This is a genomic window from Xanthomonas arboricola pv. juglandis, from assembly GCF_001013475.1.
Classification (GTDB): domain Bacteria; phylum Pseudomonadota; class Gammaproteobacteria; order Xanthomonadales; family Xanthomonadaceae; genus Xanthomonas; species Xanthomonas arboricola.
On sequence record NZ_JZEF01000002.1, the window covers coordinates 22171 to 48598 of the forward strand.

At 64.5% G+C, this 26428-nt stretch carries 23 protein-coding genes and 2 pseudogenes; 18 read left to right on the forward strand and 7 right to left on the reverse strand.

Annotation, left to right across the window (positions count from 1 at the left end; genetic code table 11):
• The first annotated feature begins 88 nt into the window (after positions 1-88).
• The 4 genes from XARJCFBP2528_RS05505 to XARJCFBP2528_RS05520 are packed head-to-tail and all read left to right on the forward strand — an operon-like array spanning position 89 to position 4879.
• Positions 89-307 (forward strand): DUF1656 domain-containing protein, encoded by a 219-nt coding sequence (locus XARJCFBP2528_RS05505; RefSeq protein ID WP_024939640.1) that lies wholly within the window; start codon positions 89-91, stop codon positions 305-307.
• Positions 304-1224, forward strand: a complete 921-nt coding sequence (locus XARJCFBP2528_RS05510) for an efflux RND transporter periplasmic adaptor subunit (RefSeq protein WP_016902170.1) — start codon at positions 304-306, stop codon at positions 1222-1224. The genes XARJCFBP2528_RS05505 and XARJCFBP2528_RS05510 overlap by 4 nt, the downstream gene beginning before the upstream one ends.
• Entirely contained in the window at positions 1221-2681 is a 1461-nt protein-coding gene (locus tag XARJCFBP2528_RS05515) for an efflux transporter outer membrane subunit (RefSeq protein ID WP_016902169.1), read from the forward strand. The genes XARJCFBP2528_RS05510 and XARJCFBP2528_RS05515 overlap by 4 nt, the downstream gene beginning before the upstream one ends.
• Positions 2678-4879 (forward strand): FUSC family protein, encoded by a 2202-nt coding sequence (locus XARJCFBP2528_RS05520; RefSeq protein ID WP_047124493.1) that lies wholly within the window; start codon positions 2678-2680, stop codon positions 4877-4879. The genes XARJCFBP2528_RS05515 and XARJCFBP2528_RS05520 overlap by 4 nt, the downstream gene beginning before the upstream one ends.
• Positions 4880-5100: 221 nt before the next feature.
• On the opposite strand, the gene XARJCFBP2528_RS05525 is transcribed toward XARJCFBP2528_RS05520, so the two are convergent.
• A complete protein-coding gene (locus tag XARJCFBP2528_RS05525; RefSeq protein ID WP_047124494.1) occupies positions 5101-6462 on the reverse strand; it encodes an MFS transporter in 1362 nt (453 codons plus the stop codon).
• Between the two features lie 393 nt (positions 6463-6855).
• Between XARJCFBP2528_RS05525 and XARJCFBP2528_RS05530 the strand changes: the two genes are divergently transcribed.
• A complete protein-coding gene (locus XARJCFBP2528_RS05530; protein ID WP_016902166.1) occupies positions 6856-7404 on the forward strand; it encodes an RNA 2'-phosphotransferase in 549 nt (182 codons plus the stop codon).
• Between the two features lie 190 nt (positions 7405-7594).
• Positions 7595-8860, forward strand: a complete 1266-nt coding sequence (locus XARJCFBP2528_RS05535) for a phospholipase D-like domain-containing protein (protein WP_016902165.1) — start codon at positions 7595-7597, stop codon at positions 8858-8860.
• 40 nt (positions 8861-8900) lie between these two features.
• Here the strand turns inward: XARJCFBP2528_RS05535 and XARJCFBP2528_RS05540 are convergent, their stop codons facing one another.
• Complete coding sequence (locus XARJCFBP2528_RS05540; protein WP_016902164.1) at positions 8901-9416, reverse strand: CcdC protein domain-containing protein; 516 nt, start codon at positions 9414-9416, stop codon at positions 8901-8903.
• Positions 9417-9683: 267 nt separating this feature from the next.
• On the opposite strand from XARJCFBP2528_RS05540, the gene XARJCFBP2528_RS05545 reads away from it, so the two are divergent.
• The 3 genes and pseudogenes from XARJCFBP2528_RS05545 to XARJCFBP2528_RS24415 all read left to right on the forward strand — a co-directional run.
• A complete protein-coding gene (locus XARJCFBP2528_RS05545) occupies positions 9684-9890 on the forward strand; it encodes a hypothetical protein (protein ID WP_016902163.1) in 207 nt (68 codons plus the stop codon).
• Entirely contained in the window at positions 9877-10989 is a 1113-nt protein-coding gene (locus XARJCFBP2528_RS05550; protein ID WP_016902162.1) for a type II toxin-antitoxin system RelE/ParE family toxin, read from the forward strand. The genes XARJCFBP2528_RS05545 and XARJCFBP2528_RS05550 overlap by 14 nt, the downstream gene beginning before the upstream one ends.
• A gap of 133 nt (positions 10990-11122) precedes the next feature.
• Positions 11123-11170: pseudogene (locus XARJCFBP2528_RS24415) on the forward strand (FitA-like ribbon-helix-helix domain-containing protein); the annotation flags it as partial.
• Positions 11171-11266: 96 nt separating this feature from the next.
• Here the strand turns inward: XARJCFBP2528_RS24415 and XARJCFBP2528_RS05555 are convergent.
• Complete coding sequence (locus tag XARJCFBP2528_RS05555; protein WP_080591322.1) at positions 11267-11827, reverse strand: hypothetical protein; 561 nt, start codon at positions 11825-11827, stop codon at positions 11267-11269.
• 451 nt (positions 11828-12278) lie between these two features.
• On the opposite strand from XARJCFBP2528_RS05555, the gene XARJCFBP2528_RS24065 reads away from it, so the two are divergent.
• The 3 genes from XARJCFBP2528_RS24065 (at position 12279) to XARJCFBP2528_RS05570 (ending at position 16096) form a co-directional block, all read left to right on the forward strand.
• Positions 12279-12890: a DUF6393 family protein gene (locus XARJCFBP2528_RS24065; RefSeq protein ID WP_223571191.1), complete on the forward strand. Its 612-nt coding sequence runs from the start codon at positions 12279-12281 to the stop codon at positions 12888-12890.
• Positions 12891-12919: 29 nt separating this feature from the next.
• Positions 12920-13840 (forward strand): XVIPCD domain-containing protein, encoded by a 921-nt coding sequence (locus tag XARJCFBP2528_RS24330; protein ID WP_181100886.1) that lies wholly within the window; start codon positions 12920-12922, stop codon positions 13838-13840.
• Positions 13841-14470: 630 nt separating this feature from the next.
• Entirely contained in the window at positions 14471-16096 is a 1626-nt protein-coding gene (locus XARJCFBP2528_RS05570) for an alpha/beta hydrolase (RefSeq protein WP_047124495.1), read from the forward strand.
• A 70-nt stretch (positions 16097-16166) separates the two neighbouring features.
• Here the strand turns inward: XARJCFBP2528_RS05570 and XARJCFBP2528_RS05575 are convergent, their stop codons facing one another.
• Entirely contained in the window at positions 16167-16568 is a 402-nt protein-coding gene (locus XARJCFBP2528_RS05575; RefSeq protein ID WP_026064237.1) for an antitoxin Xre/MbcA/ParS toxin-binding domain-containing protein, read from the reverse strand.
• A gap of 302 nt (positions 16569-16870) precedes the next feature.
• Between XARJCFBP2528_RS05575 and XARJCFBP2528_RS05580 the strand changes: the two genes are divergently transcribed.
• From XARJCFBP2528_RS05580 to XARJCFBP2528_RS05590, 3 genes are all read left to right on the forward strand, one after another.
• Positions 16871-17326 carry a hypothetical protein gene (locus tag XARJCFBP2528_RS05580; protein WP_016902154.1) on the forward strand — a complete coding sequence of 152 codons (456 nt, stop codon included), beginning with the start codon at positions 16871-16873 and terminating at the stop codon, positions 17324-17326.
• Between the two features lie 319 nt (positions 17327-17645).
• Positions 17646-18404 (forward strand): hypothetical protein, encoded by a 759-nt coding sequence (locus XARJCFBP2528_RS05585; RefSeq protein WP_016902153.1) that lies wholly within the window; start codon positions 17646-17648, stop codon positions 18402-18404.
• Positions 18405-18432: 28 nt separating this feature from the next.
• Positions 18433-19767, forward strand: coding sequence for an XVIPCD domain-containing protein (locus tag XARJCFBP2528_RS05590; RefSeq protein ID WP_016902152.1), 1335 nt, complete (start codon positions 18433-18435; stop codon positions 19765-19767).
• Between the two features lie 47 nt (positions 19768-19814).
• On the opposite strand, the gene XARJCFBP2528_RS05595 is transcribed toward XARJCFBP2528_RS05590, so the two are convergent.
• Both XARJCFBP2528_RS05595 and XARJCFBP2528_RS05600 read right to left on the reverse strand, forming a co-directional pair.
• Positions 19815-20123, reverse strand: a complete 309-nt coding sequence (locus XARJCFBP2528_RS05595) for a hypothetical protein (protein ID WP_016902151.1) — start codon at positions 20121-20123, stop codon at positions 19815-19817.
• A gap of 117 nt (positions 20124-20240) precedes the next feature.
• Positions 20241-21119, reverse strand: a complete 879-nt coding sequence (locus XARJCFBP2528_RS05600; protein ID WP_172641778.1) for an RluA family pseudouridine synthase — start codon at positions 21117-21119, stop codon at positions 20241-20243.
• 385 nt (positions 21120-21504) lie between these two features.
• Here XARJCFBP2528_RS05600 and XARJCFBP2528_RS22110 point away from each other — a divergent pair, with 385 nt between their 5' ends.
• The 3 genes and pseudogenes from XARJCFBP2528_RS22110 to XARJCFBP2528_RS05615 all read left to right on the forward strand — a co-directional run bounded on the left by XARJCFBP2528_RS22110 (position 21505) and on the right by XARJCFBP2528_RS05615 (position 24701).
• On the forward strand, positions 21505-21996 hold the full coding sequence (locus XARJCFBP2528_RS22110) for a hypothetical protein (protein ID WP_080591321.1): 492 nt from the start codon (positions 21505-21507) through the stop codon (positions 21994-21996).
• Between the two features lie 1256 nt (positions 21997-23252).
• Positions 23253-23645: pseudogene (locus tag XARJCFBP2528_RS24335) on the forward strand (XVIPCD domain-containing protein); the annotation flags it as partial.
• Between the two features lie 234 nt (positions 23646-23879).
• Entirely contained in the window at positions 23880-24701 is an 822-nt protein-coding gene (locus XARJCFBP2528_RS05615; protein WP_026064234.1) for a restriction endonuclease, read from the forward strand.
• A 353-nt stretch (positions 24702-25054) separates the two neighbouring features.
• Here the strand turns inward: XARJCFBP2528_RS05615 and XARJCFBP2528_RS05620 are convergent, their stop codons facing one another.
• Positions 25055-26074, reverse strand: a complete 1020-nt coding sequence (locus tag XARJCFBP2528_RS05620; RefSeq protein WP_047124271.1) for an IS5 family transposase — start codon at positions 26072-26074, stop codon at positions 25055-25057.
• Positions 26075-26428 lie beyond the last annotated feature (354 nt).

Below are 26428 nucleotides of genomic sequence, written 5' to 3' on the forward strand. Positions count from 1 at the left end.
GTCGCGCTGCGACGCCGGTTGTGACGTTCCGGATGGCCCAGTGCGCATTGCGTACGGCGCCGGACGTGGTTGTTCCCCATTTCCCAGGATGTGCCCGATGTACGGCGAGTTCAGTCTCTACGGTGTGTTCGTTCCCACCTTGCTGGCGTTGATGACGCTGGCCTACCTGCTCAACAGCGCCATCGGCGCGCTGCTGACCCGGGCCGGCGCGTACCGGCATATCTGGCACCCGGCGCTGTTCAACCTGGCGCTGTACATCGCGCTGCTGGGCGGCCTGTTTTCCCTTACCCGTTGGATGCAATCGTGAAAAAGCTGATCAAGAACGCGGGGCCGGCGCTGTTGACCCTGGCAATGGTGGTGGTGGCAGCCGTGGTGCTGCAGCACCTGTGGCGTTATTACATGGAAGCGCCGTGGACGCGCGATGCGCACGTGGGCGCCGATGTGGTGCAGGTGGCGCCGGATGTGTCCGGGCTGGTGGAGGACGTGGCGGTGGCCGACAACCAGGCGGTGCGGCGTGGGCAGTTGCTGTTCGTGGTGGACCGCGCACGCTATGCGATCGCGCTGGAACAGGCGCGCGCCGCGCTGGCCGAGCGCCAGGCCACCTTGAGCCAGTTGCACCGCGAGATCGCGCGCGACCGCAGCCTGCAGGACCTGGTGGCTGCCGAAGATGCCGAGGTGCGCCGCTCCAATGTGCAGAAAGCGCAGGCGGCGGTGGCCACCGCGCAATCGGCGGTGGACCTGGCCCAGCTCAACCTGGACCGCACGCAGGTGCGCAGCCCGGCCGACGGCCATGTCAGCGACCGCACCGTGCGCGTGGGCGATTACGTCAGCGCCGGGCGCCCGGTGGTGGCGGTGCTGGATACCGGCTCGTTCCGCGTCGATGGCTATTTCGAAGAGACCCGCCTGCAGGGCGTGCATGCCGGCCAGCGCGTGGACGTGCACCTGATGGGCGAGCCGGCCACCTTGCACGGGCATGTGCAGAGCATCGCCGCCGGTATCGAGGACCGTTACCGCAGCGGCAGCGCCGGCGCCTTGCCCAACGTCACGCCGGCGTTCGACTGGGTGCGGCTGGCGCAGCGCATCCCGGTGCGCATCGTGCTGGATCGGGTGCCGGCGCATGTGCAGCTGATCGCCGGGCGCACCGCCACCGTGACCATCCTGCCGGACGCCGTGCGCGACGCCGCCACCGCGCCTGCCCGCGTGCCGGCCAAGGCCGCGCCATGAACCGCACCGTATTGCGTCCCCTGGGACTGGCCACGCTGCTGGCCGCATTGAGCGCCTGCACCACGGTCGGCCCGAACTACGCGGTGCCGGCGGAGTCGGCCTACCAGCGCCCGGCGGCCAATGCCGCGTTTGGCGACACCGGCAACGACCAGGTGCAGGCCGGCGCGCCGCTGCCGGCACGCTGGTGGGCGCTGTACCAGGACCCGGTACTGGATGGCCTGATCGAGCAGGCCTTGCGCGACAACGTCGAGCTGAAGGTGGCCGGTGCCAACCTGCGCCGCGCCGCCGCGGTCTACGAACAGGCGCTGGACGCGGGCGGTTTCGATTACGAGGTGGAGGCCGGCGTCAGCCGCGCGCAGGTCTCGGCCGAGGCGTTCCTGCAGCAGGAAAAGCTGCCGGTGTTCAACCTGGCCGACGGCAAGTTCGGGGTGTCATATCAGTTCGATCTGTTCGGCAAGCTGCAACGCGGCGCCGAGGCCGCGCAGGCCGATACGCAGGTCGCCCAGGCCGCGATCGACCTGGCGCGCGTCAACGTGGCCGCGCAGGTGGCCGGCAGTTACGTGGAGATCTGCCACGCCAACCACGAGCTGCACGTGGCCGAGCATTCGCTGCAGTTGCAGCAGCGCAGCCGCGACATCACCCAGCGCCTGATCGCTGCCGGCCGCGGCACCCCGCCCGATCTGGCCCGCGCCACCGCGCAGGTGGCAATGCTGGAAGCGGCGCTGCCGCCGCTGCGCGCGCGCCGCCAGGCCGCCGGTTACCAACTGGCCGCGCTGCTCGGCAAGACCCCCGGCGAGGTGCCGGCCGGCGTGGATAGCTGTGCGCACGCGCCGGCCCTGCAGCGCCCGATTCCGATCGGCGACGGCCGCGCGCTGCTGGCGCGTCGCCCGGATGTGCGCCAGGCCGAACGCCGGCTGGCGGCAGCCACCGCGCGCATCGGCGTGGCCACCGCCGAGCTGTATCCGGATATCCGTCTGGGCGGCTCGATCGGTGCCACCGGCCTGCTGGCCGACTTCGGTGAGCCGGCCACGCATGCCTGGTCGTTTGGCCCGCTGATTTCGTGGACGCTGCCATCCGGCGGTGCGCGTGCGCGCGTGCGCGCCACCGAGGCCGGCGCGGACGCGGCGCTGTCGCAGTTCGACAACACCGTGCTGCAGGCGCTGCGCGAGGTGCAGACCGCCTTGTCGCGTTACGCGCAGGATCTGGACCGCCTGCATCTGCTGGAACAGGCGCAGCAACAGGCCGACCTGGCGTCGGCGCAGAACCGGCGTTTGTACCAGGGCGGGCGCACGCCGTATCTGTCCAGCCTGGATGCCGAGCGCACGCTGGCCACCGCCGACATGACGCTGGCCAATGCGCAGGCGCAGGTCTCGCAGGATCAACTGCAGCTGTTCCTGGCGCTGGGCGGCGGCTGGGAAGCGGCCGCCGGCCGCACCGACCCGACTGCCGCGCGATGAGTGCGCTGCTGCGCGATCGCCAGGCCTGGCTGTTTTCGGCCAAGACCTTCGCCGCCTCGATCGCGGCGTTGTACGTGGGGCTGGCCGGCAACCTGTCGCGGCCGTACTGGGCGATGGCCACGGTCTACATCGTCTCCCAGCCGCTGCTCGGCCCCACCCGCGCCAAGGGCGTGTATCGCGTGCTCGGCACCTTGCTGGCCGGCGCGGCCACCCTGGTGATGCTGCCGAACCTGGTGGAAACGCCGCTGCTGCTCAGCGCGGCGATGGCGTTGTGGCTGTCGGCCTGCCTGTTCCTGGCGCTGCTCAATCGCGGCCCGCGCGGTTATGCGTTCTTGCTGGCCGGCTACACCACCGCCTTCATCGGCTTCCCGGCGGTGACCGCGCCGGAGGGCATCTTCGACACCGTGGTGGCGCGTAGCGAGGAGATCATCCTGGGCACGGTAATGGCGGTGCTGTTCGCCGCGCTGGTCTTCCCCGCCTCGGTCAAGCCGATGCTCACCGCGCGCATCGGCAACTGGATGCAGGACGCCGCGCAATGGTGCCGGCAGGTGCTGCAGCGCGGCCCGTCGCAGGCACCGCGCAATCGGCTGGCCGCCGATCTGGTGCAGTTCGAGGCCTTGATCGCCTTCGTCCGCCACGACGACCCACGCCATGCCGGTGCCGTCCCCACGCTGGAGCAGCTGCGCGCACGCATGCTGATGCTGCTGCCGGTGCTGTCGTCGATGGCCGATCGGCTGGATGCGTTGCAGCGCGATGGGTCTGCGTTGCCGCTCGCCACCGCCGCGCTGCTGGAGGACGTCGCAGCCTGGGTGGACCAGGGCGAGGACGCACCCAGCGATGCAGACGTCGGCACCTTGCGCGCACGCATCGCCGCACTGCGCCCGGTGGTGGATCAGGACATCGAGCATCTGCTGCTGGCCAGCCTGCTGCTGCGGCTGGAAGAGCTGCTCGACCTGTGGCAGGACTGCCGCGCGCTGCAGCAGGCAGTGGTGCACGGCACGGCGACGCCGGTGCTGCGCGCGATGCCGTCTGCGGCGAGACCACCTGCAACGGCGGAATCATCCGAACGGGCTGACGCGGCACACGGCGAACCTGCTGCGCATTCGCGCACGCAATCCTCGTTGCTGCAGCGGCTGACCCGGTCACCGCGCGACACAACCGACGCGCCGGCAGCTGCCAGCCCCCCCCGCCATATCGATTTCGGCATGGCCGCGTTTTCCGCCCTCAGCGCGGGCTTTGCGTTGATGGCGTACTGCGTGCTGTGGATCGGCATCGGCTGGGAAGGCGGCGGCAACGGCGCGATGATGGCGGCGGTGACTGCCGCATTCTTCGCCGCGCAGGACGACCCGGCGCCAAGCATGCTGTCGTTCCTGACCTGGGCGGTGGTGGCCAGCGTGGTCGCCGGCATCTATCTGTTCGGCATCTTCCCGGCCATCCACGATTTCCCGATGCTGGTGTTGGTGCTGGCGGCGGTGTTCCTGCCGATCGGCGCGTTGTTGCATCGCCCCAAGACCATGTTGATCGCGCTGCCGCTGGTGGTGAACCTCACCGCGCTGCTGAGCCTGCAGAACACCTACAACGCCAATATCCAGAGCTTCGTCAACGCGGCGGTGGCGATAGTGCTGGGGATTGGATTTGCCGTGGTGCTGACGCGGTTGTTTCGCTCGGTGGGCGCCGAATGGAGCGCGCGCCGGCTGGTGCGCCAGGGCTGGCGCACGCTGGCCGATGCCGCCGAGGGCCGCGGCGCGCAGGACCGGCAGCACTTTGCTGCCCGCATGCTGGACCTGCTTGGCCTGCTCGCGCCCCGGCTGGCATTGACCCCGGAAGGCAGCGAGCTGGCCTCGGTGGATATGCTCAACGAAGTGCGCGTGGGCTTGAACATCCTGCAACTGCGCAGCGCACGGCAGGGTTTGCCGCAGCCGAGCGTTGAGGCGGTGAACGCGATCCTGGCCGATGTTGCCGCGCACTACCGGCAACAGATCGCGCACAAGCGCCCGCTGCCTGCGCCGGATGCGCTGCGTGAGCGGCTGGATGCCTCGCTGGCGCGCGTCGGCAAGGTGCCGGCGGGTGCACATCGCGATGAAGCGCTGCTGGGTTTGATCGGCTTGCGTTACAGCGTGTTGGCGCAGACGGCGCTGCATACCCAGGCAAACGCCGATACTGAGTCGCCCTTGGCCCCTCTCCCCACGGGGCGATAAGGCACTGCCTGCGCGCCACTGGCGCGCGTGCCTTGCAGCGCCCGCGCTGCTGGCGCGGGTTGGGGTGAGGGGTCGTGTACCAATCCACGACCGCAGCATCGATGCTTCACCTTGGCGGCGCGTGGCGACGCGCTCACCACAGTCGGCGTGCCAGTCACCGGAGGCGCCCCGCATCCGCCCCTTCGGGGCACCTTCTCCCGATAGGAGAAGGGCCAAGCGCATCAGCGCTTGCGCTGATGCATCGCCGCTTCGTCGTCCAGCCAGTTGCTGCCCTTGTTGGTCAGGAAGAACATGTAGACCACCAGCGACACCGCGATCACCGCTGTCGCGTAGATCACGAACTCGCTGACGTGGCCGGTCTTCAACGAAGTCTGGTACAGCAGCGGCGCGGTGCCGCCAAAGGCGGAGTTGGCCAGCGCGTAGCCCAGGCCCACGCCCAGCGCGCGCACATGGGTGGGGAACAGTTCCGCCTTCACCACCGCATTGATCGAGGTGTAGCCGGTCAGAATCACAAAGCCCACGGTGAGGATGGCAAACGCGGTCAGCCAGTCGGTCTGCTTGGGCAGCTCCATCACCAGGAACCAGGTGTAGAGCACCCCGCCGATGCCGAAGAACACCAGCAGGCTCTTGCGCCCGACGATGTCCGACAGCCAGCCGCCGACCGGCTGCATCAGCATCAGCACCGTCAGCGCGACCAGGTTGATGATGGTGCCGGCCATCACGTCGCCACCGGCGAACGCGGTCTGGATCATCTTCGGCCCGGTCACCGAATAGGTGTAGAACGCGATCGTGCCGCCAGCGGTGATCAGGAAGCACAACAGCAGCGGGCGCCACTGGTTGACGAACAGCTCGCGCATCGAGCCCGATGCCTTGGCCTTGCCGGTGCGCGAGTCGGCGATGGATTCGGAGCTCAGCGACTCGTCCATGGTCTGGCGCAGCCAGAACACCACCAACGCACCGATGCCGCCCAGGCCGAACGCCACGCGCCAGCCCCACTCGGACACCTGCGGCGCATCGAAGAAATGCAGCATCACCAGCAAGGTGGTCTGCGCCAGCACGTGCCCGCCGACCAGCGTGACGTAATGGAACGAGGACAGGAACCCGCGCCGGCCCGGAATCGCCGCCTCGGACATGTAGGTGGCGCTGGTGCCGTACTCGCCGCCGGTGGCAAAGCCCTGCACCAGGCGCGCCAGCAACAGGATGATCGGCGCGGCGATGCCGATCGTGGCCACCGTCGGCGTCACCGCGATGACGAACGAGCACAGCGCCATCATCGACACCGAGATGGTCAACGCCAGCCGGCGGCCGTAGCGGTCGGCGAAGCGGCCGAAGTACCACGCACCGATCGGGCGCATCAAAAAGGTCATCGCAAAGATCGCCCACACGAACATGGTGGCGTTCTTGTCTTCCTTGGAGAAGAACTGCGATTCGAAGTAGGTGGCAAACACCGAGTAGACGTAGACGTCGTACCACTCGACCAGATTGCCGGCCGATCCCTTGAGCGTGTTGGACACCGAACGGCGAAGGCTACCGGGGGCTGCGCCAGAACCGGCGGCGATCGGAGACGTTGGGGGTGCGCTCATGCAGTCAGAACCTCGTGGGTGGGACACCCCGGAAGTATAGATGCGTGCTTGTGTGACGCATGTAAGCATTTCGGCGCATATACATGCCTGGCAACGGCCGGCAGCGGCGCTCGCTTCAGCCCGCTTCCGACGGTCGTCGGTGTGTCGCTTGCGGCCGCGGGCAACAGCGCAACTGCTGGTTTCTGCCAGTGACGCCCGGCACTCGCTACGGCAGCACCTGCCTGAGCGTCTCGATGAATGCACGCAGCCCGGGGGGAATCTGTCGATGCCCCGGGTCATACAGCACCAGTCCCGGCACCACTGGGCACCATTGCTCGCGCACGCGCGTTGGCCACCTGGATGGGTCAACATTGCCGGCATCACTGGCCGCAAGGACGCTTCGGGCGCCGCCGCATGAGCAAGCACCACACCGACATCAGCAAGTTCCTCAGTTTCGTGCTGCGCCACGAACCGCAGGCGATAGGACTCACGCTCGACTCGGAGGGCTGGGCCGAACTGGACGCGTTGATTGCCGGCGCCCGGGCCCACGGCACCGCGCTCGATCTGGAGCTGATCCAGGCGGTGGTCGCCGGTAGCGACAAGAAACGCTTTGCGCTGTCTGCCGATGGGCAGCGGATCCGCGCAGTGCAGGGGCATTCCACGCCAGCCGTGGCCTTGCAGCTCGAAGCCAGGGTGCCGCCCGAGGTGCTGTATCACGGCACCGCCACGCGCTTTCTCGAAGCGATCATGGCCGAGGGCTTGCGCCCCGGCCAGCGCCACCATGTGCATCTGTCCGACAACACGCAGACCGCCGCATCGGTGGGGCAGCGCTACGGCGAGCCGGTGGTGTTGCAGGTCGACGCCGGGCGCATGCATCGCGACGGCCTGCGGTTCTTCCAGGCCGACAACGGCGTCTGGCTCACCGCGCAGGTTCCGGCAGCGTTCTTGACCCGCCCGCGCTGAGCTGACGCAAAGCAGGCCTGCCACCGCCTGCCGGCCACCGGCAGCGGTGCGCGGTGCCGGCCAGCACCTGGGCCGGCATGGATACGCGTAGACGCCGGACGCATCCCCCTTCACGGCCCCCATGCCGCCCGCCTTGCCAGAATGCCGGCCGCTTGGGGCTGTCGATGGCAGGGGAACCGGAGTTGGATGCATGACATGGATCATCGTGGCCACGGTCGTCACCACGCTGGTGGTGGGGCTGCTGCTGCTCAACTTCGCCACGCCCGAGAAAAAGCTCGAGCACATCCCCAGCCATTGCTACGACGTCGCCGACCCGCAGTTCAAACGCGAGATGTCGGTGTTGCTGGGTCCGGCGATCCTGCCCGGCAACAAGATCCAGGTGCTGCATAACGGCAGCGAGATCTTCCCGGCGATGCTGGCCGCCATCCGCAGCGCGCAACGCACCATCACCTTCGAAACCTATATCTACTGGTCGGGCGAGATTGGCCGCGAGTTCAGCCAGGCGCTGTCCGAGCGTGCGCGTGCCGGGGTCAAGGTGCGCGTCACCATCGACTGGGGCGGCAGCCTGAAGATGGATGCCTCGCTGGTGCAGGACATGACCGACGCCGGGGTGGAGGTGCATCGCTACCGCCCGCTGACCTGGTACAACCTGCACCGCGTCAATAACCGCACCCATCGCAAGCTGCTGGTGATCGATGGCCGCATCGGCTTCACCGGCGGCGTCGGCGTGGCCGACCAGTGGATGGGCGATGCGCAGGACCCGGAGCACTGGCGCGACTCGCATTACCGCATCGAAGGCCCGGTGGTGGCGCAGGTGCAGGCCGCCTTCAACGACAACTGGATCAAGACAACCGGCCGCGTGCTCAACGGCGCCGAGTACTACCCCGAGCTGGCACCGGCCGGCGACAGCGACGCGCAGCTGTTCGTGGCCTCGCCCGCCGGCGGCAGCGAGAGCATGCACCTGATGTATCTGATCGCCATTGCCGCGGCGCGCAGCTCCATCGACCTGGCCGCCGCCTACTTCGTGCCGGATGCGCTGATCACCCGCTCGCTGCTGGAAGCGCGTGCGCGCGGCGTGCGCATCCGCGTGCTGCTGCCGGGCAAGCATATCGATGCGGTCTCGGTGCGGCTGGCCTCCAAGGCCAGCTGGGAGCCGCTGCTGCAGGCCGGCATCGCCATCCACGAATTCCTGCCCACCATGCTGCACACCAAGCTGCTGATCATCGACGGCCTGCTGGTCTCGGTGGGCTCGACCAACTTCGACATCCGCTCGTTCCGCCTCAACGACGAGGCCAGCCTGAATGTCTACGACCGTGACCTGGCCGCGCAGATGACCGAGGTGTTCGAGCGCGACCTGCAACGGGCCGAGCTGTACACGCTGGAGCGCTGGCGCAAGCGGCCGCTGCGGCAGAAGCTGGGCGAGAAGCTGGTGGTCCCGTTCCGCTCGCAGGTGTAGGCAACGGCCTTCCCCCACCTGGCAGTGAGCGCACCCGCGCTCAGCGCTGCACGGCCTGCAGCCGCAGCTGGCGCAGCCGCCACCACAGCCCGCCAACGTGCACCAGCGAGTACAGCACCAGCGCTGCGGCAATGCCCAGCGTCAACGGGCTGGCCTGCGAGCCGGCCGCCGCCGCGCCCGCGCTGAAGGCGCCATCGGCCCAGCGCCAGGCCAGGCGCCCGAGCAGCACCAGCGTCAGGCCGCCGCCGATCCATGGATTGGGCGTATACCAGCCGCGCCCTTCCACCCATTCGGCATGCGTGTAGCGCAGCGACAGCGCGCCCAGCCCGATACCGATCAGCGTTCCCACGGCGATCCCTGGCCGAACCTGCGGCAAGCCATACACCGCAAACGCCAGCGCTGCCGCCGCAATGACCAGCACCACGCTACGCACAGCCGTGCTCACCGGCTTCCACGGCTGGCGGCCGAAGCTGCGCCGGATGCGCCGGTAGTAGAGCAAGGCGATGGCCGCCATCGACAGATACGGCGTCAGCGGTGCGATGGCAGCAGCGGGCATGGCGATTCCTTTGCGGGGTGAGGTGACCAACGCAGAATGAAACCGGCCCCCGTAACGAACAAGGTGCCAAGTGTCACTTTCTGCGCGCACAGGCGGGTTGCCCGGGCGGCCACCGCCGCGCGGCAACCGCGACAGGCGCCAGCGTTCGCGCAGGACCGGCCTGCCTGCCACCGCCGGTGAACGCCCCAGCCGCGCGCCAGCCATTGCCACACGCGAAGCGGAGCCGCACGGGTAGACTTGCCGGCAGAGTTCTCCCACCGCAGTGCCATGTCCGCCATCAAGCAAGAAGCCCGCACGCTGATCGACACGCTGCCCGAGACGGCAGGATGGGACGACGTGGTTCGCGTCGTGGACGCCGCCAGCTTCGAGGCCGCCGTGCTGGACGGCATGGCCGCAGCGGATCAGGGCGCCTTTGCCGCGCCGGCACAGGTGAGCGCACTGTTCGCCAGATGGGGCGTTGATGTTGCGGCGTGACTGGACCGTCCCGGCCGCCAGGCAACTCGCACACGCCCAGGATCACTACCACGCGCTCAACCCGACCGCCGCCGCCGCGATGGCGCGGCAGGTGCTGGAAGCCACCCGCACCCTGGCCGAGCAACCCGGCCGCGGCCGCGCCGGCCGCGTTGCCGGCACCCGCGAATGGGTGGTCAAGCAAACGCCCTACGTGCTGGTCTACCGCGTGCGCGACGACGCGCTGCAGCTGTTGCACGTCCGCCTGGAGACGCAGGACTGGCTGCCGCGCACCGAGCCACTGATCGAACGCATCGAGCCCTGGATCGCCGCGCTGATCAGCGCCCTGCTGCATGTGCTGATGCTGCTGATCCTGCTGTCGGCCTCCACACCCACCATGACACCGCCGCAGGGCTCGGCCAGCGGCGGCCGCACCAAGGTGGATTTTGTCGGCGACACCTCCACGCCCGAGCAACCCACGCCCTCGCCGACACCGACTCCGCCGTCGCAAACGCCCGCGCCCGTGCAACCGCCGCCGGCCGCCTCGCCGGTGCAGTCCACCCTGGTCAAGACTGCCAAGAACCCGATCCCGCCGGCAGGCAACACCCGCCGCGGCGGCCTGGTCGAGCAGCGCCAGACGCAACCGGTGCAGCGCCCCACCCCGCCGCAACCGCCGGCAGAACCCTCCTCGCCGCCGCAGCGCCGCCCCGAAACCTGGACCGGCCGCCCACCCGGCATGCTCGAAGAAGAAGCCGATGCCGCCGAAGACGGCATGTCCAACACGCCCACCATCAGCGAAGGCCGCCGCCGCGACCGCAACAACGCCCAACCCAGCATGGATGTGGGCGGCTACCAGGTCTATTACGAAGTGCGCAGCGAAACCCAGCTGCGCAATTGGCGCGACCAGGGCATGAAAGAAGTGGCCATCATCCTGCCCGGCACCCAGTACCGCATGGTCTGCCCGCTGGAAGTCGCGCTCAAGCGCGGCTCCAGCAAATGCCGCCTGCTGCCGCCGGACTCGCCGGAACTCAAAGACATCGGCGATGCCCGCGAGGTCATCAACATGATGGAGGTCTACAAGCAAGGCGAGCCGGTATGGCGCGGGCCCGGGCCGTATCGGTGAGTGGAGGGGCCAGGTTGACCCCGGGTCTCACTTACTGCTTGTGCGGGGATGACTGCTTCGATACCGGGTGACGTTGTTTGAGTGCCTGCACTTTCCTGAAGTGCAAGCAACCTGATTCCTGCGCGAGGGCGACATGCCTTCTTTCACCGTCCGCAATATCCCCGACGGCGTGCATCGCGCGATCCGCGCGAGGGCTGCACTGCACGGCCGCAGCACCGAGCCGAACGAGCCGAAGCTGCCTTCGGCGCGTTCGTCGATTACCCGGCGGTTGCAGGCATCAGCGGCCCTGGTCTTTGCCCAGTTTGGTACCCAGTGCTCCCTTGAACGGCGCCGGATTGCTGGTCACCAGGCAGTTGTAGGTCTTGTCGCTGTTGAGAACCAGCACGGACGACTGCGGCCCCTTAAAGTCCAGCCCGACCGAGAACAGCACATAGGTGTTAGGCAGCGCGCTCGGCCGAAACGCACCGAAGGCATACTCCCCGGACAAGCCCAACGGTGCCAGCGGTATCGTCACCGTCATCGGCTGCGTGCCCCCAGGCGATGGCAGCGACGAGGACGCAGACATCATCTTGGACTGCACGTCGATGGAGTACTTGGTGGTAACCGCCGAGCCCAGGTACTTGGAACCCGGTGCGGAAACCTGCTTGCGACAGGCCGCAATGTCTTCGGGCTTCTGATCTTGCTGGCCCGTCTGCAGCGTGGCAAAGACATAGCTCAGCGTGACCGTATCCGCCCCGGTGACCGGTGCGGCAACGGCAGCGTCCATGCACAACGCGGCCACGACGAGTGAGAGGCCGCAGGCCGCAAGCGCACCGCGATAGCTGGTTTTACGTTTCATTTCGATCGTTCCCTGGTGTGTGATGCAAGGTTTTGGCAGCGGCTGTACGCGCGGCTGCCGCTTGCGCCTTGAATGGACATTCGCAACGGCACCTGTGCATAACGTCAAGCGGCAGATGATCGATTGCGTACGATGACGACATGCGTGTGTGCGGCAGCGCCACACCTACGCCACCCAGCTGGCCACGCCGCTGGTGGGTTCATCGTTGAAGACCAAGACCTCGCAAACCCGGCAAATCGTCTCAACAACGTCGTTGCGTGATGCAGTTTGGAATTCGGAAGCGAATACGGCGCTGTCCACGGCTCACGTCAAGCATCAGTCGAGGCAAAGCGGCTATTTGAAGCGCTTGGGGGCTTGCAACTTCCAGTAACGCCACTGAAGTGTGGTCGCCTACTTGAAGAGGCGTGGATTGCAGGAATATCCCAATGCATACATTTGGATGTGGCACAAAATGGATCGCCTGGGCAGCCCTGACGATCCAACTCAGCTATTCATCAACCATGGGAAGCTTGTAGTACGCTGGTATCGTCTGCACGGAAGGAGTGTTGATGTACCAGCCTGCCTGGGAAGGCTCAGGACCGCGCGGACATTCTATTCAAGTGATTGGTTGTATCAGGAGATCGCCATGCCACGCATCGTGCTAAACGGGTGGGCCGCAACGCTTGCACTTACCGGGCTTGCGGTGCTCCCGCTTTCATCCTGCGCCAATGCAGATACTGCACGTACCGCTTCGACACAGGAAGACACCATGAAATCAGGAGCCAGCCCAATGCTTGAAGAGATTTATGCATCAAAAAAGCCCGTTCGATTCGAACAGGTCGACGTTAGTAGCATCGTTGCCAAGTACGTTCCTCTGGGAACAACAAAGTTGGTGGTGCTGGAGACGTTTAGCAAATCTCCAACGTCAAAAATTGTTGAAGACACCCCAGGCAAGGTGGTCGTCAGGGACAATAAGGGGCAGGCAATGCTTGATCCAGATGCACGTTCCGTTGTGATGACTTTTTCTTTGGATGCCGACGGCAAGGTGACACACGTCGACGCCGTCCACATCAAGAATCAGTAAGCCAACGGAGACCATCATGGACGAGAAGATTGAAGTTGGATATCGCAACATCGGGTCTGCGCTGGGCAAGGAGTACCATCACAAATTCCTTACTCTACACCGATAAAGAGGGCAACCAGCACACCATCAGCGGCTGGACCGGCGATGAGCAACCTGGATTGCCGTATGGCCGGATGCACGTTGAGACTAATCTGCCCTACAACCGGGCCAACCCCGATCATCGCGACAATCCGAATGCGGTTGGACAAAAGCAATATCGCGAAGAGATCACACACGGTGCGGACTTGTCGGGAACCTGGGCACGCATGGTCGCCAATGCCAAGAGCAAGGATGACAAGTATCCCTACGATCCCCAGTTGCAAAACTCCAACACACTGGCCGATAGCGTTCTGCGGGATGTACGCCTTCCGGAACCAAAGAACGATGGCGTTTTCGGCCACTGGGCGCCTGCATCGGGACGACAGCTCGACGAATCGATCCAGCCCTCGGTGCCAGGATTAGGTAACTCAGGACGTACCTTCAGCGCAGGCGGAGCACCCCTCGATCCGCATCAGGAAGCGCGGCTACGCGATGACCCATTGTTCAAGCAAGCCTTGGCGGGGCTCGATAAGCTCGGCCCGGATGCAGGCGTCTACACCAATCAGCAAGACAAGGAACGCATTGCCGGTGCCCTGGCGGTCCAGGCCAAACTCAATCGCCCGCCGCTGCCCGAGATCCAGGACGTTATTCCGAATCACACAAACGGCAATATTTTCGCGACGTACAAGAATCCAGGAAATGACATGGATGTATTACGCACGCACGTAGATAAAGCCGAAGCCGTCAAGCAGCCCTTGGCCGAGAACCTGCAGAAGCTCGAAGTTGCCAATCAACAGACCATGCAAGCGTCTACGCAGGAGGCATCACGCGCAGTGGACCAACCAAGTCATGGTGCGCTTGGAATGCGGTGAACAGAAATTGGGAATGCAGTCGTATCGCCTTGCTCCCGCAGCTCGCCGCCGCGGCGCTCTCCCAGCCACAGTTCCAGGCTGCGTGGCGCATCGGCGCTGATCACTTGGATCGCTCATCTACCGGGTCCGGCAGGTCCGGCCGGACCTGGATGCCCAATTGCCGCAACAGCTCGGACATCCGGCCTAGTTGCACAGCGACCTGGCCGCCTGCCGCAAGCCTTCCGCATTGCGGACTGGGCGGATATAGGCGTCGATGTCGGATGCTCGGTCGATTGGGATGCGCATGGCGGTGATCGAATCTAAAGCGGGCTTTAGATTATTCCGGCAGTCAACAGGTATAAGCGAAGTCTGAAGCCGACATTAGATTCGCTGTCCGTCAGACATTTACCGGGATGAAACTGACGCTGGCGTTCGTTTTGGTTACTTGGCGCTGGCCCAGCTTCACGTTACCGCTCGCGGCACCGTGCGGAGTCTGTGTCGCGTCCGGTTGATGATGTGAGCGCTGGAGCGGGCAGATCGGATACGGTGACCAGACCTCGCGATGGCGGCGCACGGCCGGCCGGGAACTGGCTACAGTCTGCACAGGGCCGTGTGCGCCCGCTCCATCCACCTGCGTTCCCAAGGATCTGCATGTCTCTGCATCGTCTTGCCCCCCGCCTGGGTCTGGCCGTTGGCCTGTTGTGCGCCTGCTGCGCGCACGCCGCCGCACCGGCAGCGGCCCATCGCCTGCTGCGCGTCATGCTGGACGGGGCGAGCGACCAGCCCGTGTCCGGGCGCCTGCTGGTCTTCGCCACCCTGGCCAAGGACGCCCAGGCCGCGACCAAGGATGGCAAGGACGGCAAAGCCGGCAAGGTGGAGGAGGTGAGCGTGAACCCGTTCCGCCCGACCGCGGTGGCGGTGGCGGCGCAGGAGGTGACCGCGCTCGCCCCAGGTGCCAGCGTCGAGATCGACCTGGATAACATCGCCTTCCCCAGCGGCTTTTCTGCGCTGCCGGCCGGCGAGTACCTGTTCCAGGCCGTGCTGGATCCGGACCACAGTTACAGCTATGCCGGCCGCGACGGCGGCGACCTGTTGAGCGAGGTCACCGCGGTGACGCAGGGCAAGGGCAAGCCGTTGCCCACGCTGACGCTCAGCAAGCAGGTGCCCGCGTCGGACGACCCGTGGCAGGTGTCGCCGCGGGCGCCGCAGGCGATCCGCGACGCCATCCCGGAGGCCAGGCTGCATAGCGCGGACGCCTCGCTGGTCAGCCCGTCGCTGAGCGCGTTCTGGGGCCGGCCGGTGTCGCTGCGCGCCCGCGTGCTCACCCCACCCGGCTACGACGCCAAGGCCGCCACCCGCTACCCCACCGTGTATGTCACCCACGGCTTCGGCGGCAACTACAACCGCTTTGCCGGCAGCATCGCCGCCACCTGGAGCGCGATGGCCGCCAAGCAGATGCCGCCGATGATCTGGGTGTTCCTGGACCAGTCCACGCCCACCGGCACCCACGAGTTCGCCGACTCGGTCAACAACGGCCCCTGGGGCACCGCGCTGACCGAAGAGCTGATCCCCGCGCTCGAACGGCAATACAAGATGGACGGCAACGCCAAGGGCCGGTTCCTCAACGGGCATTCGTCCGGCGGCTGGGCCACGCTGTGGCTGCAGACGCGCTACCCCAAGCTGTTCGGCGGCACCTGGTCCACCTCGCCCGATTCGAGCGACTTCCACGACTTCACCGGGCCGGATCTGTACGCGCCCAATGCCAACGTCTACCGGCGTCCGGACGGCAGCCCGTTCCCGTTGATCCGCGACCAGGGCAAGGTGGTGGCCGACCTGGAAACCTTCGCCAAGCTCGAACGCGTGTTAGGCCCGTATGGCGGCCAGATGACCTCGTTCGACTGGGTGTTCTCGCCGCGCGGGCCCGACGGCCGCCCGGTGCCGATGTTCGACCGCGACACCGGCAAGGTGGACCCGGCCGTGGTGGCCTACTGGCGCACGCACTACGACATCGCCGCGCGCGTGGCCGCGCAGTGGCCCGCGCTCAAGCCGGATCTGGACGGCAAGATCCACCTGATCGTCGGCACCGCCGACACGTTCTACCTGGATGGGGCGGCGCGCAAGTTCCAGGCGGTGCTGGACGGCCTGGGCGCCAGGAGCGACTTCCGCTACCTGGAAGGCCGCACCCACTTCGACCTGTACAAGGAGGGCGAGGACGGCAACGCCCTGATGAAGAAGATTGCCTGGGAGATGTACGCCGTGGCGCGGCCCAAGCAGTAAGCGCGCCGGCGCTGCCGATCGGCGTGCCGGCCACCGGCACGCCAGGGCGCAGCATCACCGGCCCCGCTGCTCAGGCCGAGCGCTTGGGCAATTCCCACTCCAGCTGCTGCCTGAGCACCAGCAGCAGCACCTTCAGGCTGCCGCTGCGGACCAGCGCGGCCGGCGTCTGCCCGTCCAGCGCGTTCATGGGCTTGCGGAACCAGCCGATCAGCGCCTCGTTGTTGCCGCCGTTCAAGGCCCAGGCATGGCAGACGATCTCGCCCAGGTTCTCGATGCCGGTGCTGCCCAGCAGCTTGAGGTGCTCCGGCGTGAAGGCGAACAGCGACAGCACCAGCTCGGCATCGGCGGCCTTGCCGTGGTCGACCGCCATCTGCTGGCTGTGCGCGGTGTTGTAGGCCGCCCCCTGCGCGCGGAAGTCTTCGGCACGCCGCATGCCGGTGAGCAGTGATGCAATGAGGTCGGCGCGTTCCATAAAGCAGTCCAACGGTGTGATAGCGCGCACGCTATCCGCGTCGTCGTCGCCGCTCAATCAGGAGTCTCCTGACAGCGGCGATGGGCGTCAACGGCGGTTGCATTACGCGCCGGCCGGCCCGTGCGGGGTTGGCAGGCCGGCGGCGGCTTCGGTGGCCGATTCCCGCTTGCGGCCCCGCCTGGAAGCGGCGCCAACCATTGGCAGCGCTTAACGCGGGGATTGCTAGCATCCGGGCGCGTTACTGGCAGCAGCCCGCCTGCAGGGCTGCCGTATTGGAGTGTCATCTCATGAGGAGTTGTCAGATGCCCTGGAAATCCGCTCTCGCCCTGCTTGCCCTGTCCGCCGCCGCGCTGCCGGCCTTGGCCCAGTCCGACCGCCAGGTGGTCGAAGACATGCTCACCCGCTCGGCCAATGTCTGCCCCGGCCACAGCACCGACCGCACCGCGCCCACCGTCAAGGCCGTGCCCGTGGGCGCACTACGGGTGATGCTGGAACGCGGCCTGGTCATGTGCCCGGACCGCCGCCTGGATGCCGCCGCACCGGCGGTGTTCTACGGCCGCCTGGGCGTGTTCGCCTGGAACCCGGAAGTGCCCGCCGGCAAGACGGTGATCGTCAAGCAGATCGACACCATGACCCGCAACGAGGAATACCCCGCCGAGACGCTGGTGTGGGACGCCAAGGGCACCGCGCTCAAGCAGCAGACCGTGCCGATGTTCGAGCCCAAGCCGGGCGCGGCGGTGTTGTACAAGGTGCGTTGAGGCTGGTGCTTCACACAAGCGCCAGTGCCATAGCTGCAGCGGCGAACCCTCACCCTTGTGTCGCTTGCGGCTACGGCATCAACACGCAGAAGCTCGCGCCAGTGAATAGCAGTGACGGTGGCTCGCGACGAATGGCCGGTCAGCATGGACACCGGCTGCGGGTATCACGCGCGCATTTAGGCATTGCTCCCTATACTCGATTTCGGCACGCAGCACAGGAGGATGCATGAGACACCCACTGGCCTTGGCCGGCCTTGCATGCATGGCATTGGGCTTCTCCGTCCCGGGCTGCAGCGCAACGCAAAAAGGCGATGACACCATGACCAACGAACAGGGATGCGTCCGTCAACGTGGCGGTCCGCAAGACCCAGGCACCAGCCCGCCACCGGTCATGGAGGCGTGCCTGGGTCCGTACAAATTGCATATTCCCGCCAACTATTTCGACGACCAGATGGGGCCGAACTTCGATGGCAGCTTCGGGCTGTATCTGGAATACCCGGAGTTGAACGCGTTTGCTCCCGGCGAGCGTGCCCACCTGAAGCTGGACGTGGCCACCCGTACCGTCAACATCGGCTACCGCTACCTTGACCGGATCGACCCCGATGCATTCCTGCGCCGGCAGTACACGCCGGACAGCACAGCGCAGGACACCCCGGAAGCGGATATCAACACGCGCATCAAGGGAGAAGAAAAAGACGGGCTCACGCCCTACTACGCCAACATCGCTGCGTACCGCGAGCACTATCTGGCGCAAGGACTGAAACCGTCCAATTCCATCATGGATGCAAGCTACTACAAGGATTGGTATGTCAGCCGCGATGCTCGAGGGAACATCGACACCATCATCAAGTGCACGTCCCGCGAGGTCGAACAGTCGGGCGTGGAGTCCCGCGAGGGCAAGCTTGTCCGCAGCAAGGAGCGGGAACTTCCCAGCTGCGAGCACGTCTTCGTCATTCCGGAAATGAAGGTCGCAGTGGAGATCAATTATGTGCGCGTTGCATTGAAGGACTGGAGGAAGATCCAGGACCGCGCGCGGAGTGCACTGAAAGACTTCATGCCGGCTCCCACCGGCACCTGACCGCTTGCTAGCGACAAGGAGGTGATACATGCCAGGACTGACGCAAGACGATCTTCGGATCCTTTCTGCCTATGCGCGGCAGGAGAATCGCGAGTTGTATTGGAACTACCTCGCCCACAAGGACGGTAATGACGGCTACGGCCTGCTTGCCTTAGGTGTGGTGCGCAACGACAACGCTCCCGGAGCCACCGCAAACATCTTCGCCGACAACCGCGCACGCGATGGCGGCATCAGGATGAGCGAGCGCGAATGGAACCAGTTTGGCGTCAACCTCATGCGGCGCGATCTGGACGAACGCCGGGGCCAACTGGATGCCGGGCACCCGGACCTGGCGCTCAATCTCCCGGTCCGGGACGTGCAGGACGTGCATGACCGCACCTTCCAAGCGCACCGGATCGATCCCAATGCCTGGACACCACGCGAGTTTCTGCAAGCCGCACGGCGCCATGGCGGCGAAGGCGAGGCAGAACAGGCCTGGACGATGATGCTGGACAACACAGCACTTGGCTTGTCGCGCATGCGCTCGACCAGCTGGGACACCATGCACACCTACAACGACCAGGAGCTGGATGCGGCGGCGTACATGCGGCGCATGGCTGGGGCAAGGACATTGGCGACCCAGGCGCTGCCCAATACGGATCCAGACCGGATTGGGGCAGTCAGTTCCTATGCGCTATACGACGCGCGCTCAAAACAATGGAACCAGGTAACCACAATAGGGGAGGTGCCCACCTCTCAACCGATTCGAGATGCCGACCAGCTGCAGGAGCTCAACGACACGCGTCAACTCAGGTTGGACCGGCAGGAGCTGAGGCGCGAGTTCCATCCCGATGACCCGTACCGGAACCTGCCGATCGTCCGCAGCCCTTACTTGTTGTCCGACAACACGCCGTCCAACGCGCAGGAACAGGCAACGCAACTGGCCGCCGCAGCGTCCGTCACCACGCCCGATCAACCCGGTCACCCACGGTTCGCGTTGCATCAGCAATGCAGCGCGGGCGTCGATGCACTGGACCGCCAACTCGGGCGCCAACCCGACCAGCGCAGCGCATGCATGACCGCCAGCCTGACCACACTGGCGGCAGCCAATGGGCTCGACCGTGTGGACCACGTGTTTCTAAACAAAGACGGCAGCGATGCGCAGGTAGGCCAATATGTGTTCGTAGTGCAAGGCGATCCAAAGAACCCAGCGCATCTGCGCGCGCACATGCCAACCGACCAGGCAGTTACGACGCCAGTGGAAACCTCGTTCCGCGAACTGGCGCAGATCGATCAGCGCCAACAGTTGCAGCAGCAGAACGCGCAGACGCTGGCGCAACAGCAAGAGGCACCAACGCAAGGTGGGCGCACACTAGGCGTTTGATATTGGTTGTTGGAGCCCGTATCCGCATCCCTTCCTGCGGCGCCACGTCAGTCAGTCGGGTCTGCCCCACCAGCATGTAGCCGCTGCGCATCGATCTCATCGACAATGCCACGCACCGCACGGGCGGCATTGAAGATGTTCTCACCCAGGATCGACAGACTGGTGGCGTCCAGCGGCTTGCCGCTGCACACCGCCACCATGTCGCTCTGTGCAGTGATCGTGCGCAGCAGCGTATGGAACCGGTCGATCTGCTCGACAGTAACACCGAAGGTGAAGTGTTTTTCGTACGTTTGCAGTTTTTCCCCTGGCGTGGCGCGTCGTCGCGCGGTGGTCGAAAGGGCTTTCGAAGTGGTCATGGCGTCCGTCCTCGACGTGAGCGGACGGATGTCCGCAAAGCCACCGTAGCGCGCTTTTTCGGATATCTGAAAACCAGATATTTCGCCTGATTTTTTAGCGCAGCGCAGGTTTGCGTCTCAAGCCGATTTTGTCGGTTCGATCGTCGCGGTGAAGCGCCGAGGCTCACCAGTGATCGGGTCATCGAATGCCAAGGTGTGCGCGAACAACTGCAGCGGTCGCTCTGGATCATCGGGCCGCTGATCTTCCAGCTCTGGATAGAAACGGTCATGCAGGATCGGCGCGCCCAGCGCGGCCATATGCACGCGCAATTGGTGCTTGCGCCCGGTGACCGGCTCCAGCCGGTACGTCCACGTGTCTACGCCGCGTGCGACCACATCGATCACCGTCTCGCTGTTCGGCTCGCCCACGCCCTCGCGCATGCGGAAGAACGGCTCGCCCGGCTCCAGCCGGCTGCGATGCACATACGGAAACCTCAGCCCCGGCAGCGGTGGTGCGACTGCCAGATAGTGCTTGCGAATACGCCGCTCGCGGAACAGCGCCTGGTAGATCCCGCGTGTGGCCGGGTTGGCAGAGAACAACACCAATCCGGCGGTGTCGCGATCGATGCGGTGCAGCGGCACCAACGCGGGGTTATCGAAGCGCCGCACCAAACGGGTCAATAGCGTCTGGTGCACGTACGCACCAGCTGGCACCACGGGCAGGAAATGCGGCTTGCAGGCCACCACCAGGTGCGCGTCCGCATGCACTACCATCTCGGCAAATGGGATGACCCGCTCGTCCACTACCTCGCGGAAGTACAAAATTTCGGCACCCAGGCGATACGGCGCAGAGGCATCAAGCGCGCTGCCTTCGGCATCCAGCACACGCCCGCGCGCGAAGCGGTCCTGCCAGGTGGCGGCATCCACACCCGGAAAGCACGCGCATAACGCTTCCAACACCGTGGACCAGGGCCCGGATGGCAGCTGGAACTGGCTGGCGGGGAGGCCATCAAGCATCGGGCGTGCTGGAAGCATGACCACAACAAGGCGCACTCACACGGAGAGGGCTGGAATCGTACCCTGCCTGCGTTTGCCGTTCTCTCCTGATTTCCGCAAAGGTGAACAGAAAAGCCTCAACCGCAACGAGTGACCATCAGGCGATACGCATGACGCCACGTTAGGCAATGCCGCAGCTCTATACCAATGAAATGGGGATACGCTGTTGCTCCAGACACCAGCCGGTCTTGCGCGTGCGGAAGCGTTTCGGTTCTTAAGTAGTGACTTTTACCAACAGCCTACCTGTGATTTTTCTTACCGTAAGCGAATTGAAAACTGCTGTTTGCAGTAAAGTCCCTGCGCCCTACGCCCGACTCGCCGATTGCGCAGATCAAGGAAGCGTTCAATGACAGCTCAAAGAAAGTTCAACAAGAAGATCATGCGTTGCATGTCACTCACCGTAGTCGCGCTGAGTGCAGCATGCTCGAATGCTTCGCCGCCGGCTGGTGCGACAGTCGGTAACTTTGCAAACAAGTGGGCGTACGCCACCGCCTGCGGTTCTGGCCACTTTCTGAGCGTTGACCTCAATCAGCAGAAGAGCCATGTCACAGGAGAGTGGAGCGAAGGAACCAATGCTCGTGGAGGTGGCGGAAAATTGGAAGGGGATGTGCGTAGCGGAAAGCTCTACGTTCGCTACTGCAGCGATGATGGCGAGGCAGGCTATGAGGCATGTCCCAACTTTTCGGGGGAAGAAGATTACTTCGTTCTTGAAAAGGGGGCCTTGGTTCGCTATCAGAAGTTCGGCGATACATATAAGCGAGATGTCGCCTTGCACCCTGATATCAAGGGCAAGCAGATTCCATCCGAAACCTGTGCAGACACGGAGAGCGACTCATGAGCGGGCTGACAGATCAGGAGTTGCGGGCCGCGCTGTACTTTGCTGTCGGCGTGTCATCCGAAAGCGGCTATGCGCTTATCAATTGGAGGTCGCTGGCGACAATCTCAGGACACCGTTGCTAGAGCCGGCCGACAACAGTGGCTACACGATCGGCACTATCCAAACTGACCTGGGACAGCACCATCAGCCGAACATGCCTAACGGGGAGAACGTTCCAAGGGACCCTCGTGAATGCCTATCAACAATGGGCGCATGGACAGCAGCAAGATCTTGTTCTCAGCCAACAGCAGGTTGATCAGACAATCGCCGATCTTGGCCGTAACGGCCGCGCTATCCGCGTCGATGCCGGTCGGCCGCTCGATGCTGAAGTGAAATCCGAGCTGGACACATTCCTTTCTTCTAACGAGGGCATCAGCTGGGTACATCAACGCGATGTGGCGCAAATCGACAAGTTGATGGATCGCGCTATCGCGCCCTTGCAGCGGAGTGAGCTCTACCAGAATGCGTCTCTGAACGACCAAGTTAGGTTGGCGACGATGGTTGGGAAAGCCTACAACCAGAACGAAACGCGCACCGCGCCGATGATCCGCAACATTGAGGCAAATCAGTACCATTCGCTCGCGGATGTGAGTGCTGCCATTGATGATCTGAATCCAAGGGCGACTGGACGTGGCGACTATCTGGAAGCTGGGCGAGACAAGGCGCTGGAGGGCGCCGATGTGGTAAATGCATTGCGCAATGCGGATTCGCGTAGCCCGCTTGCAACAGTATGGACCAATGTGGTCGCCAACCCGCTTGTGGATCCGACAACACTCAACGCGCCGCAGGCAGGCCAAAACTTGGCGCACGAATATCATGCGGTGAAAAACCTGTTTCTGCACTACAACCGTGCAGAAGAATTCGTGAGCGCGCTGGATCGCGGCGCTACCTATCAAAATGCTTCAACAGACCGGGCAGACCCAACGCGATTCAATGGTGCTGGATTTTATGCTGCCGGTAACGACTTGGTGACCTGGGACAAGACAGGTCAGGGTCACGCATTCTTGAATGGTGCTTGGAGCGGTGTTGAGCGTCAGAATCTTGCGCGAGTGCGCAACGATGACGGCACCACAGATCTGAGCATCAGCGAAAATGGTCAAACGCGTAAATTGCTGCATGTCGATCCACGTGCAAATCCATTGCGCGGGTCGGAAGAACCAGCGCAGCCAACGCTGCATGATCAACCGCCGGTGGTGCCTAGGCATGGTTCCTTGCTTCCATCACAGGACCCGCTCCATCGCCAAGCCGAAGATGCCGTTCGCCGCCTTGAGCAAGGTCTCGGCAGGGAGTACGACGACAACAGCGCAAGGCTGGCAGCAAGTAGCGCGTACTTAGCTAAAGAGAATGGGCTGACAAGAATCGATCATGTCGTGCTGAGCGAGAACTCTAAGTCTGTGCGACAAGGCGAGAACCTGTTCGTTGTAGAGGGGGCGTTGAACGATCCCGCACACAAGATGGCGCACATGAAGACGAACGACGCCATCGCACAGCCGGTTGAACAGTCTCTGGCGCAATTGCAGTCCTTAGGTGAGACACAGCGGCAGCAACAGTCCCAGCAACAAGAGCAGCAGCGCGAACAATCGATCACTCCGCCGCCCCGGATGGTATGAGAGGGCACGAAATAGCTTGGGCCCTGAGGTTTCGCGAGGGCATTAATACTCCGACGCACGCGGGCGCGCTGATGGACGCATAAGCGGCCTCAAGCGGTGGAGCAAGAATTTGGTTTCTCACTTTCGAGCGCGTGAGGCTGATGTCTGGTGGGAGATTGCTCGCAACGGCGCAGATGCTCTGCTGACAAAACCTGTTGCAGCGGCTATGGTCGAAGCTGGGACGGGGGTTCTTGCATGGGACGCAGAAAGAAGCAAACCGGGTTTGAAGCATTGGCTGCATTGCCGTGGCCGGCTGGCTTGGTTGCAGGAGTCGCTGCGTATCTTGCGGTGCGCTACGGCATAAGCTGGTGGTTTTCTCAACACGGCGGGATGCTTTCGCAGGGCATTGCCCAGCAATCGAGCGGGATGCTCGCGCCATTGGCGTGGATGCTGCTCGGCGTCTGCTGGCTTGCCGCGCTGTTCTCCTACCTGGGCACACGCAGCCGGCGGCGCTTTTTGGAGACGCGCACAAGCCTGGAGAGCCTGTCCGCCGGCGGCTGGCGGCAGTTCGAGCAATTGGTGGGCGAAGCGTTTCGCCGCCAGGGCTACAGCGTCGAAGAAACCGGCCTGGGCGGCGCAGACGGCGGCATCGACCTGATCCTGCGCAAGGACGGCCGCCGCACGCTGGTGCAATGCAAACAGTGGAAGCGCCAGCAGGTTGGCGTCAGCGTCGTGCGGGAGATGTTCGGACTGCTGGCCCATCACCAGGCCCATGCGGTGAAGATCGTTTGTATCGGCACCTACACGAAGGACGCAGAGCGCTTCGCACAAGGCAAGCCGATTGAGCTGATTGGGGGCGAACAGTTACTGGACATGATAGGAGCGGTGCAACAACAGGCAGCAGCACAACAGACGTCTGCACGCGTCGAACCCGTCTTTGCGTCCACTATCTCGATGTCCGTTGTCACACCAAGCTGCCCGTACTGCGGCAGCGCCCTAGTACAGCGAAGGAACCGGCGCACCAACGAAGACTTCCTCGGCTGCAGCCAATTCCCCAGCTGCAGAGGAACCGCGTAAGTGAACCTGACCCTGAGGTTTCCCCACATTTCTTCCTGCAAGATCAAGCACTTGATGGGTCAGGATGTGGAAGAAGGTGCGCGCATGGGGCACGCTTCAAGGTGACTAAGCCAGAGAAGAGTGCCGACCATGCGCGCAAGCGAAGTATTGCAGAAGTGTCTGTCTAACTCACTCTCCGGAATGCATGCATTACGCCAACGCAGCTTGCGGGCACCTCGAACAACCTCGATTCTGCCGTTTGAGATGTTCGGTAAGGCGACAGGCCCCCCTCGCACCTGCCGGTCGAAGGGGCGCGAAGAGCCGACCCATGGCATTTCAAACCCGGATTGCGGCCTGTCAGCCGCCGTTTCCGCTCACGCCGGCACGATCCCCTGGCTCTGCAGCCGCGCCAGCCTCATCAGGTTGTGTGCGGCAACCTTCAGGCCGATCACCACCTGGGCTCGCGCCAGGCCAATCGTGCGCAGGCATTTGCCTCCCTGTTGGGCGAGTCGGGCAAACGGATGCTCGCCGAACGCCCGATCCTTGGCGATGCGATGGTTCCGACGCTGCTGGGCCAGGCTCAGCGGCTTGTCCGTCTGCCCCTTGTGCTGGATGTCCGCGCGGTAGCCTTGTCGCCTGAGTTCGGTTTCCCGAGCCTGGCTGGCATAGGCGCTGTCGGCCCGTACCGTGCGCCCGGTGTTGACTGGATCGAGCAGCGTCTCGAAGTGCCGGCTGTCGTGCACGTTGGCCGCACTCACCTCGTGCCGCCGGATGAACCCCCAGCGCCGATCCGTGTTGGCGTGCAGCTTGTAGCCGTAATGGGCCTTGCCGTGCTTGAGCGTCCAGCGCGCCTGCACGTCCTTCTGCCGCCGCTTGGCATCGCTCCAGTCCTGCACAGCCTCGCCTCGCTTGATCCGGGCGTTCTCCTCGCGCGTATTGCGCTGGATCGGCGCGCTGACGATGCTCGCATCAATGATCTGTCCACCCCGGGCAATGAACCCGGCCCGCTGCAACTGGCCGCTCACCGCCGCGCTGATGTCGCCGATCAGATCGTTCTTCTTGAGCCGCTCACGCCACACCCAGATCGTCTTGGCGTCAGGCACCTTGCCGCTGTGTTCCAACCCCAGGAAGCGCTGGAAGCTGCGACGGTCCAGCACCTGGTACTCCAGCGCCTCGTCGGACAGGTTGTACAACTGCTGCAACAGCAGCAGCCGGATCATCAGCTCCGTCGGCCACGCCGGGCGACCGCCCTTGGCACCCGTGCCCAGGCGAAGGTGGCCATCGATCACCGCCGCGATCGCGACGAAATCGATGTGCCGCGACAGCAGCTCCAGCGGATCGCTCAACTGCTGGCGCTTGGCTTCGCGCTCGGCCCCGGCAAACAGACTGATCATCGGCTCTTACCCTGGATGGCGGTGGAACTATGATGCCAAGGATCGGGGGTTTTTAGAGCTGCCCTTAAGTCAATGAGGTCGCCAAGTCATACGAATTACAGTCTGAACGAAGTGCGTTGGCCATCATTGATGGTAACGCGAACATTCAAAGTGCCGAAATTCTGACGCGAATGGCAGGTGCGGTTAAATGGTGACTACGAGTGACCACATGAAGCGCTGACCGGACCGTACTTTGTCGTCTTCACCATTCCGGTGCTTGGCTGTGGCCACGCTTCTCCAAAATTTCACGCCACGCTCTAAAGATTAGAGCCTGTAGGCCGATCTAGTATCAATGCCCAGGCATAACGCGTCGGC

Excerpts from the sequence above, each read along its gene's own strand:
- XARJCFBP2528_RS05620 (WP_047124271.1), bottom strand. The coding sequence starts at position 26,074 with ATGATCAGTCTGTTTGCCGGGGCCGAGCGCGAAGCCAAGCGCCAGCAG.
- XARJCFBP2528_RS05580 (WP_016902154.1), top strand. The coding sequence starts at position 16,871 with ATGCCCTGGAAATCCGCTCTCGCCCTGCTTGCCCTGTCCGCCGCCGCG.
- XARJCFBP2528_RS05585 (WP_016902153.1), top strand. The coding sequence starts at position 17,646 with ATGACCAACGAACAGGGATGCGTCCGTCAACGTGGCGGTCCGCAAGAC.
- XARJCFBP2528_RS05590 (WP_016902152.1), top strand. The coding sequence starts at position 18,433 with ATGCCAGGACTGACGCAAGACGATCTTCGGATCCTTTCTGCCTATGCG.
- XARJCFBP2528_RS05575 (WP_026064237.1), bottom strand. The coding sequence starts at position 16,568 with ATGGAACGCGCCGACCTCATTGCATCACTGCTCACCGGCATGCGGCGT.
- XARJCFBP2528_RS05535 (WP_016902165.1), top strand. The coding sequence starts at position 7,595 with ATGACATGGATCATCGTGGCCACGGTCGTCACCACGCTGGTGGTGGGG.
- XARJCFBP2528_RS05525 (WP_047124494.1), bottom strand. The coding sequence starts at position 6,462 with ATGAGCGCACCCCCAACGTCTCCGATCGCCGCCGGTTCTGGCGCAGCC.
- XARJCFBP2528_RS05615 (WP_026064234.1), top strand. The coding sequence starts at position 23,880 with ATGGGACGCAGAAAGAAGCAAACCGGGTTTGAAGCATTGGCTGCATTG.
- XARJCFBP2528_RS05505 (WP_024939640.1), top strand. The coding sequence starts at position 89 with ATGTGCCCGATGTACGGCGAGTTCAGTCTCTACGGTGTGTTCGTTCCC.
- XARJCFBP2528_RS05600 (WP_172641778.1), bottom strand. The coding sequence starts at position 21,119 with ATGCTTGATGGCCTCCCCGCCAGCCAGTTCCAGCTGCCATCCGGGCCC.
- XARJCFBP2528_RS05550 (WP_016902162.1), top strand. The coding sequence starts at position 9,877 with ATGTTGCGGCGTGACTGGACCGTCCCGGCCGCCAGGCAACTCGCACAC.
- XARJCFBP2528_RS05570 (WP_047124495.1), top strand. The coding sequence starts at position 14,471 with ATGTCTCTGCATCGTCTTGCCCCCCGCCTGGGTCTGGCCGTTGGCCTG.
- XARJCFBP2528_RS05515 (WP_016902169.1), top strand. The coding sequence starts at position 1,221 with ATGAACCGCACCGTATTGCGTCCCCTGGGACTGGCCACGCTGCTGGCC.
- XARJCFBP2528_RS05530 (WP_016902166.1), top strand. The coding sequence starts at position 6,856 with ATGAGCAAGCACCACACCGACATCAGCAAGTTCCTCAGTTTCGTGCTG.
- XARJCFBP2528_RS05545 (WP_016902163.1), top strand. The coding sequence starts at position 9,684 with ATGTCCGCCATCAAGCAAGAAGCCCGCACGCTGATCGACACGCTGCCC.
- XARJCFBP2528_RS05555 (WP_080591322.1), bottom strand. The coding sequence starts at position 11,827 with ATGAAACGTAAAACCAGCTATCGCGGTGCGCTTGCGGCCTGCGGCCTC.
- XARJCFBP2528_RS05540 (WP_016902164.1), bottom strand. The coding sequence starts at position 9,416 with ATGCCCGCTGCTGCCATCGCACCGCTGACGCCGTATCTGTCGATGGCG.
- XARJCFBP2528_RS24065 (WP_223571191.1), top strand. The coding sequence starts at position 12,279 with ATGGATCGCCTGGGCAGCCCTGACGATCCAACTCAGCTATTCATCAAC.
- XARJCFBP2528_RS05520 (WP_047124493.1), top strand. The coding sequence starts at position 2,678 with ATGAGTGCGCTGCTGCGCGATCGCCAGGCCTGGCTGTTTTCGGCCAAG.
- XARJCFBP2528_RS05595 (WP_016902151.1), bottom strand. The coding sequence starts at position 20,123 with ATGACCACTTCGAAAGCCCTTTCGACCACCGCGCGACGACGCGCCACG.
- XARJCFBP2528_RS22110 (WP_080591321.1), top strand. The coding sequence starts at position 21,505 with ATGACAGCTCAAAGAAAGTTCAACAAGAAGATCATGCGTTGCATGTCA.